Annotated in this window: 9 protein-coding genes; 3 read left to right on the top strand and 6 right to left on the bottom strand. The window is 61.5% G+C overall.

All coding sequences use genetic code 11. The features are described 5' to 3' along the window. From FHT79_RS31670 to FHT79_RS31645, 6 genes are all read right to left on the bottom strand, one after another. Positions 1 to 146, bottom strand: a 146-nt coding sequence (locus FHT79_RS31670; RefSeq protein ID WP_183904716.1) for an FAD-binding protein, incomplete at its 3' end; no start/stop codon positions are given. Continuing rightward, on the bottom strand, positions 147 to 845 hold the full coding sequence (locus FHT79_RS31665) for a dimethylsulfonioproprionate lyase family protein (protein WP_183904715.1): 699 nt from the start codon (positions 843 to 845) through the stop codon (positions 147 to 149). A 14-nt stretch (positions 846 to 859) separates the two neighbouring features. Continuing rightward, the gene (locus FHT79_RS31660) at positions 860 to 1789 is read right to left on the bottom strand and encodes an electron transfer flavoprotein subunit alpha/FixB family protein (protein ID WP_183904714.1); all 930 of its coding nucleotides are present in this window, start codon (positions 1787 to 1789) and stop codon (positions 860 to 862) included. A gap of 23 nt (positions 1790 to 1812) precedes the next feature. Beyond that, positions 1813 to 2562, bottom strand: coding sequence for an electron transfer flavoprotein subunit beta/FixA family protein (locus tag FHT79_RS31655; RefSeq protein WP_183904713.1), 750 nt, complete (start codon positions 2560 to 2562; stop codon positions 1813 to 1815). Positions 2563 to 2595: 33 nt separating this feature from the next. Next, a complete protein-coding gene (locus tag FHT79_RS31650) occupies positions 2596 to 3198 on the bottom strand; it encodes a dimethylsulfoniopropionate lyase (protein ID WP_183904712.1) in 603 nt (200 codons plus the stop codon). A 48-nt stretch (positions 3199 to 3246) separates the two neighbouring features. Continuing rightward, positions 3247 to 5283, bottom strand: a complete 2037-nt coding sequence (locus FHT79_RS31645; RefSeq protein WP_183904711.1) for an NADH:flavin oxidoreductase — start codon at positions 5281 to 5283, stop codon at positions 3247 to 3249. A 146-nt stretch (positions 5284 to 5429) separates the two neighbouring features. Here FHT79_RS31645 and FHT79_RS31640 point away from each other — a divergent pair, with 146 nt between their 5' ends. The 3 genes from FHT79_RS31640 to FHT79_RS31630 all read left to right on the top strand — a co-directional run bounded on the left by FHT79_RS31640 (position 5430) and on the right by FHT79_RS31630 (position 7934). Further along, the gene (locus FHT79_RS31640) at positions 5430 to 6059 is read left to right on the top strand and encodes a TetR/AcrR family transcriptional regulator (protein ID WP_132576213.1); all 630 of its coding nucleotides are present in this window, start codon (positions 5430 to 5432) and stop codon (positions 6057 to 6059) included. An 11-nt stretch (positions 6060 to 6070) separates the two neighbouring features. Next, on the top strand, positions 6071 to 6865 hold the full coding sequence (locus FHT79_RS31635) for a pyrroline-5-carboxylate reductase dimerization domain-containing protein (RefSeq protein WP_047616816.1): 795 nt from the start codon (positions 6071 to 6073) through the stop codon (positions 6863 to 6865). A gap of 67 nt (positions 6866 to 6932) precedes the next feature. Beyond that, positions 6933 to 7934, top strand: coding sequence for an ABC transporter substrate-binding protein (locus FHT79_RS31630; protein WP_183904710.1), 1002 nt, complete (start codon positions 6933 to 6935; stop codon positions 7932 to 7934). Positions 7935 to 7962: the final 28 nt, after the last annotated feature.

Here is a 7962-nt window from a genome sequence, read left to right as displayed (position 1 = left end):
GAGCCTTTTTCCAGCACCACGACCGAGAGTTCCGGATTGACCTGCTTCAGCCGGATCGCCGCCGCAAGACCGGCCGGACCGGCGCCGACGATCACGACGTCGAATTCCATGCTCTCGCGTTCGGGCAGCTCAGTCGTCTCGGTCATCTATTTCGTCTCCGGCTCGATCTGGCACCAGACCGCGAGAAGCGGCCGGGCCGTGCATCTTATCGCGAAGGATTGCCCGGCATCGTTCGCGAAGACTGTGCCGGTAGCGGCAGAAAACCATTGGGAATCGCCAAGGGAGATTTCAGCGGACGAAAGCAGGAGGAAGGCACGAGGCTGCGTCTGAACATGATCGGGGAAACGGGTGTAACGATCCATGTAGATCACGCCGACCCTGAGATCGGCGCGTTCCTCCATGCCGCCCGGGCCGACGACAACCGCATGGGAATGCGTATCGCCAAAATTCAGGCTTGCAAACGGACCGGAACGGCCGCGTCTCCAGAGCAGCTTGTCGGCGAGACTATGGAACTGGCTGGCGATCGCCTCATATTTCCGTCCCGATTTCGCAAGATGGGCGATGGCGTCATCAAGCCCTTCCGGCGTGCCGGGAAGCGACCCGCCCTCCGGGCGCACCTTGCCGGTCTTGAGCAGCCTCTGGAGAACCTTACCCGCGACGAAGCTGGCGACGGCTGGAGCCTCCGCCGACAACATCAGCCCGCCGACATCGTTGAGGAATTCCTGCAACGGCCGAGAACGCCTTTCCCTTCCGATGTCGTGGAGCCGTATATATGCCGGCTTCTCGTCATCGTTCAGGAGAAGGTCGGCACCAGGTTTGATTGGACGTCCCACCGTGCGCGCCACGTTCGGTCTCCCCGCTAAAGCGCCTTTTGCAATTCCGGCAGGACGTCGAAGAGATCGGCGACCAGTCCGTAGTCGGCGACCTGGAAGATCGGCGCCTCCTCGTCCTTGTTGATGGCGACGATCACCTTACTATCCTTCATCCCGGCCAGATGCTGGATGGCGCCTGATATACCGCAGGCGATATAGAGCTGCGGCGCCACCACCTTGCCGGTCTGGCCGACCTGCCAGTCGTTCGGCGCATAACCGGCATCGACGGCCGCACGGCTTGCACCGACGGCAGCCCCGAGCTTGTCGGCCAGCGGCAGGATGACTTCCCGGAACTTCTCGGCAGAGCCGAGCGCCCGGCCGCCGGAGATGATGATCTTCGCAGACGTCAGTTCCGGACGGTCGGAGGCCGACAGCGCATCGGCGACGAAGCGCGACAGAGCGGGATCGGAAACCGCTGCAACCGTCTCGATCGGCGCGGAGCCACCCTCCGGTGCGGAGGCGAAGGAGGCGGTGCGCACGGTGATGACCTTCTTGGCATCGGTTGCCTGCACCGTCTGGATGGCATTGCCGGCATAGATCGGCCGCTTGAAGGTATCGGCAGAGATCACCTCGATGATCTCGGAGACCTGGGCGACATCGAGCAGGGCAGCGACGCGCGGCAGCACATTCTTGCCGACCGACGTCGCAGCCGAGAGGATCGTGTCGTAGTTGCCGGCCAGCGAGACGATCAGCTCGGCCAGCGGTTCGGCCAGATTGTTGGCCAGCGCATCGCTTTCGGCCAGCAGCACCTTGGAGACGCCGGCAAGCTTGGCAGCCGCATCGGCAGCAGCCTTTGCGCCCTTGCCGGCGACCAGCACATGCACGTCGCCGCCGATCTTGGACGCTGCCGTCAGCGCCTTGGCGGTCTGGTCGGAAAGGCTTTGATTGTCGTGGTCAGCCAGAAGAAGAATGGTCATGATGAGGGCTCCCTGGTTCTGGCTTAAAGCACGCCGGCTTCGTTCTTGAGCTTGTCGACCAGCTCGGCGACCGACTTGACCTTGACGCCGGCCTTGCGGCCGGATGGCTCCTCGGTCTTCAACACTTTCAACCGCGGCGCTGTGGAGACGCCGAAGTCGGCAGGAGACTTCTTGTCGAGCGGCTTCTTCTTCGCCTTCATGATATTCGGCAGCGAGGCATAACGCGGTTCGTTCAGGCGCAGGTCCGAGGTGACCACCGCCGGCAGCTTGATCTCGATCGTCTGCAGGCCGCCATCGACCTCGCGGGTGACGGTCGCCTTGCCATCCCCAATCTCGATCTTCGAGGCGAAGGTCGCTTGGGGCATGCCAAGCAGTGCCGCCAGCATCTGGCCGGTCTGGTTGCTGTCGTCGTCGATCGCCTGTTTGCCGACGATAACAAGGCCGGGCTGTTCGGCATCGGCGACAGCCTTGAGGATCTTGGCAACCGCCAGCGGCTCGACCGCATCGTCGGTCTCGACCAGGATCGCCCGGTCGGCGCCCATGGCAAGGGCCGTCCTCAGCGTCTCCTCGGCCTTGGCAGGACCGATCGACACCACGACAACTTCCTCGGCCTTGCCGGCTTCCTTCAGCCGCAGCGCCTCTTCCACCGAGATCTCGTCGAACGGGTTCATCGACATTTTCACATTGGCAAGCTCGACACCCGTGCCATCCGGACGAACCCGGATCTTCACGTTGTAGTCGACAACCCGTTTGACGGGCACGAGAATTTTCATGGGTGACCCCCTTTATTTCTAGACTACCGGCCGTCAGTGCGGCCGTTCGGCAAGCAATGCCCAGAAGGCGAAGAGCGGCGTGTCGAGCGACCTCATGGCATGTTTGATGCCAGGGAGATTGTAGAAGGATCCGCCGATACCAGGCGAAAACCAGTCCCCTTCCCCCTGCTGGAATTCTCCCTCGGAAAGCACGAGGTAGACTTCCTCCGGTGCATGATCGTGATCGGGGTAGCGCATGTGAGGCGCCATCAACGTCACGCCGATCCACAGGTCGCTCCGCTCCTCCAATCCTCCCGGGCCGATGATCATCGCATTGGCATGGCCATCGACAAAATTGTCGCTGGCCGTGTGGTCATACTTGGTGCGCCGACGCCATTCAAGCATTGGCTCCATGCCTTTGAACCCCTCGATCAAACGCGTCAGCGAAGGATAGGACGGATCGATCGAGAGCGCCACATCAAGGAGCGCACACACGGGCAATCGGCTTCCTTCCCCTGCGCGTGCATCTCCCGGGCATTCCAGCGCCGTAGAAATCTGACGAATCGAGCGCCGGGCTTCCGGCGCCCTGGCAAACTGGTCGAAAGCCACGAATGCCGCATCCACAAAAATCTGGAGGCTTTCATTGCGCAAACTCATGTCACCACCTCCCGAAACGACCCGCCCGACAGGCGGCTGATCTTGCGATCAGATATCTTTTGCGATGCGCAGTCCGTCATAGACGGCCGCATGCGTGTTGCGTGCGGCCACGGCATCGCCGATCCGGAACAGCTGGAACCTGCCGTCGGGATTGCGGACGATGGACTGGGGTTCTCCAGACAGAAGCTGGTCGTGCGACATTTCGCCGAGATTGCTCGAACTGGGTTTCAGTTCGAAATAGAGCTCATCGAGCGGGATGGTCCCATGATTGACGACGATCTGGTCGAAGCTGTGCTGCCTGGCAATCCCGCCGTAATCGCTGCCGATATGAGCGACCAGCTGGTTGCCGCTCTTCTCGACGGCTTCCAGACGGTAGGTGACGGTGAAGGTCACGTCGTGCTTCTGAAGAGAACGCATATAGGGCACCAGGTTCATGGCCATGACCTCAGGCGCGAAGGACCGGTCCGGCGTCATGATCTCGACCTTGGCGCCTGCCTTGGCAAGGAACTCCGCCGCCTGCAGGCCGGCATGGTCGCCGGCATCGTCGAAGATCAGCACGTTGGTTCCAGGCTTCACGTCGCCGGAAATGATGTCCCACGAAGAGACCACCAGCTCGTTGCCGCTCGTGAGAACCTCGGTATGCGGCAGGCCGCCGGTCGCTATGATGACGACATCGGGATTTTCGGCCTCGATGGTGTCGGCTTCCGCCCAGGTGTTGAAGTGGAAGGTGACGTCGTATTTCTCGCACTGGCTCATGCGCCAGTCGATGATGCTGATCATCTCCCTGCGGCGCTCACTCTGGGCGGTGAGCCGGATCTGACCGCCGGGATTGTTCGCCGCCTCGAAAACGACGACCTGATGGCCGCGTTCCCCGGCGACGCGCGCCGCTTCCAGACCGGCCGGGCCGGCGCCGACGATGACGACTTTTTTCCTGGCGTCGGCCTTCGCCACGATATGCGGCATCGTCAGTTCGCGGCCGGTGGCGGCATTGTGGATGCAGAAGGCGGCGGCGCCCTGGTAGATGCGATCGAGACAGTAATTGGCGCCGACGCAGGGGCGGATATCCTCTTCCCGTTTTTCGATGATCTTGCGGACGATGTGCGGATCGGTCATGTGGGCGCGGGTCATGCCGATCATGTCGACTTTCCCGGCCGCGATCGCGTGACGCGCGGTCGCGACGTCCGGTATCTTGGCAGCGTGGAACGTCGGAAAATTGGTCGCGGCCCGGATTTCACCGGCAAAATCCAGGTGCGGAGAGTTTGCCATGCCCTGGATCGGAATGACATCCGTCAAACCCGCATCGGTATCGATGTGGCCCCGAATGACGTTCAGATAGTCAATGAGGCCGCTATCGCGGAGCCGCTTGGAAATCTCCATGCCTTCGGCCTTGCCGGTACCGCCGGGAAGACATTCGTCGGCGGTATAACGAACGCCGAGGATGAAGTCGTCACCCACCCTTTGCCGGATCGCCTTGAACACATCGAGACAGAAGCGCATGCGGTTTTCGAGAGGGCCGCCATAGGGACCATCGAGTTCGTTGGTCAGCGGCGACGCGAACTGGTCGATCAGATGGCCGTAGGCCTCCAGCTCGACACCGTCCATGCCGCCCGCCTTCATGCGCTCCGCAGCATCGGCGAAATCCTTGATGATGCGCTCGATGTCCCAATCTTCCATCTTCTTCGGGAAGGCGCGGTGGGATGCCTCGCGATGATGCGACGGCGCCACGACCGGCAGCCAGTCGCCCTTGTCCCAGCGCGTGCGCCGGCCGAGATGGGTGAGCTGGATCATGATCGCCGCCCCCTCTTCATGCACGGCGTCGGTCATTTCCCTGATCCACGGGACGATCTCGTCCTTATAGGCGAGCAGGTTGTTGAAAACCGGCGGACTGTCCCTGGAGACCGCGGCCGAGCCTGCGGTCATCGTCAGCGCCACGCCGCCCTTTGCCCGCTCCACCGTATAGGCGCGATACCTCTCCTTCGGCATGCCGTCTTCCGGATAGGCAGGCTCGTGGGAGGTCACGATGAGACGGTTGCGCAGCTTCAAATGCTTGAGCTGATAGGGCTGAAGAAGGGGGTCATTCGACATGGGCCGTGGTTCCGGATTAAAAACGTCAGAGGAGACGCTAAGCATAATGTACATAAGTGTCAACGAGGAAAACAAACGGGTCGTTATTTTCGACACTGATGTACATTTTTCTTGTGCGTGGTTTGATAATTTGATAGGAAACACCCATGGATCAGGCTTTGAACGACACTGGCTGGCGCGGATCACAGGAGGGATGGCTGGAAGCAGCGTATCACTCGCTGCTGGATTCCGGGGTGGATTCGGTGAAGATTCTGCCGCTGGCGAAGAAGCTCAATCTCTCGCGCACGAGCTTCTACTGGTTCTTCAAGGATCGGGAGGAGCTGTTGGCCGCGCTTGTGGCGCGCTGGCGCGATAAAAACACCGGCAACATCGTCAAGCAGTCGGAAGCTTATGCGGAATCGCTTGCCGAGGCGATGCTCAACGTCTTCGATTGCTGGCTCAACAACGATCTGTTCGACGCCAGGTTTGAATTCGCCGTACGCAGCTGGGCGCTGCAGTCCGACGAGATTCTCGCCGAAGTCCGGCAAGCCGATCAGCTTCGCCTCGAAGCCCTCAAGCGCATGTTCATCCGGTTCGGACTACCAGAAACGACATCAGATGTCAGAGCGCGAACAACTTACCTCGTTCAGATCGGCTATATCTCCATGCAGTCCAGGGAGGAACTCGCCGTCCGCATGAAACGGATTCCAGAGTATATTGCGATCTACACCGGCGAAGTGCCGCAGCAGAGGGAGCTCGATCGCTTCTTCTCCCGGCATGGCTATAGGCCCGGTTAGGGAAGGCCGAGATGAGCGTTTCCTTGAGGATCGGCATCATTGGCGGCGGCGGATGGCTTGGCGGAGCAATCGCCGGCTCGATCCTCGATGCCGGCCTGGTCGGCCCTCGAAATCTCTCCCTCTCCTATCGCAGCGAGCCGCCGCGCCGTTTCCCGAATTCTTTCCTGACCACCGACAATCAGGAGCTTGCCGACCGCTCGGATGTGATCCTTCTCGCCGTTCGTCCGGCCGACTGGCATGCTCTGGAGTTCGATGCCGGCGGCAAGCTCGTCATCTCGGTCATGGCGGGCATCCGCTTGGACACGCTTTCGGGACGCCACAACACCGATCGCGTCGTCCGCGCTCTGCCGAATGCCGCTGCCGAAGTAACCAGGTCCTATACGCCCTGGACTGGCGCGAGCGACGTCACGGAAGACGATCGGGCAGTCGTCCGCGCCATTTTCCAGGCATGCGGATCTGAGGACGAGGTCGGAGGGGAAAGCGACATCGACTATCTCACCGGCCTTTCCGGATCCGGACCGGCATTCCCGGCGCTGCTCGCAGCCGCCATGATGAGCGACGCCGTCACCCATGGCCTGCCGGCGGAGATTGCGCAGCGGGCCGTCAACACGGTGATGACCGGCGCCGGCCGCCTGCTGGAGCGCCGTGACGAATGTCCTGACGACGTCGTTCAAACCTTTCTCGCCTATCGCGGCACCACCGCAGCAGCCATCGAAGGCATGCGCGCTGCCGGGTTCGACGCTTCCGTCGCCAAGGGACTGTCGGCGGCATTCAAGAAATCGGTGAGTATGGGAGACGCTTCCTGACAACCGTTGGAGCGGGTTCCTGCGGCGCCCCGCTCGTCAAAATCGGCCGCTAAGCAGAGGGAACGAAATGAAAAAACTACTTGCATCGACATGCCTGACATTCGGCCTGATCGGCGGGGCGTCTTTCGCCAGCGCCGCCGAATGCGGCAGTGTGACCATCGCCAGCATGAACTGGCAGAGTGCAGAGGTTCTCTCTAACCTCGACAAGTTCATCCTGAACGAAGGTTATGGCTGCGAGGCCGACATCACCGTCGGCGACACCGTCCCGACGATCACCTCCATGGCCGAAAAGGGCCAGCCCGACATCGCGCCGGAAGCCTGGATCGACCTGCTTCCCGATGTCGTCAAGAAGGGAACGGATGAAGGCCGGATCGTCCAGGTCGGCTCTCCGCTGCCCGATGGCGGCGTACAGGGCTGGTGGATTCCCAAATATGTTGCCGATGCCCATCCCGATATCAAGACCATCGGCGACGTGCTGAAGCATCCGGATCTCTTCCCCGATCCGGAAGATCCGAAGAAGGGCGCCATCTACAACGGGCCGCAGGGTTGGGGCGGCACCGTCGTGACCACGCAGCTCTACAAGGCCTTCGAAGCCGAGAAGGCCGGCTTCACCCTCGTCGATACCGGCTCAGCCGCCGGCCTCGATGGTTCGATCGCCAAGGCTTACGAACGCAAGGAAGGCTGGGCCGGCTATTACTGGGCGCCGACCGCGCTGCTCGGCAAGTATCAGATGGTCAAGCTCGAAGCCGGTGTGCCGCAGGATGCAGCCGAATGGAAGCGCTGCATCACCGTCGCCGATTGCCCCGATCCGAAGCCGAACGCATGGCCGGTCGATCACGTCGTGACCTTGGTTGCCAAGCCCTTCTCGGAAAAGGTCGGGCCTGAGGTCATGGACTATCTGACGAAGCGCTCCTGGAGCAATGACACGGTCAACAAGCTGATGGCGTGGATGACCGACAACCAGGCGACCGGCGAAGATGGCGCCAAGCACTTCCTGAAGGAAAACAAGGACCTCTGGACCAAGTGGGTCTCGCCTGAGGCAGCCGCGAAGATCGAAGCTGCGCTTTAACGCCGACTATTGCGGTGCGCTCAAAGCG

This window comes from Rhizobium sp. BK212 (assembly GCF_014197475.1).
Lineage (GTDB): Bacteria > Pseudomonadota > Alphaproteobacteria > Rhizobiales > Rhizobiaceae > Rhizobium > Rhizobium anhuiense.
The sequence above is the reverse complement of the archived record's forward strand: the minus strand, read 5'-3'. Positions and strand labels throughout refer to the sequence as shown.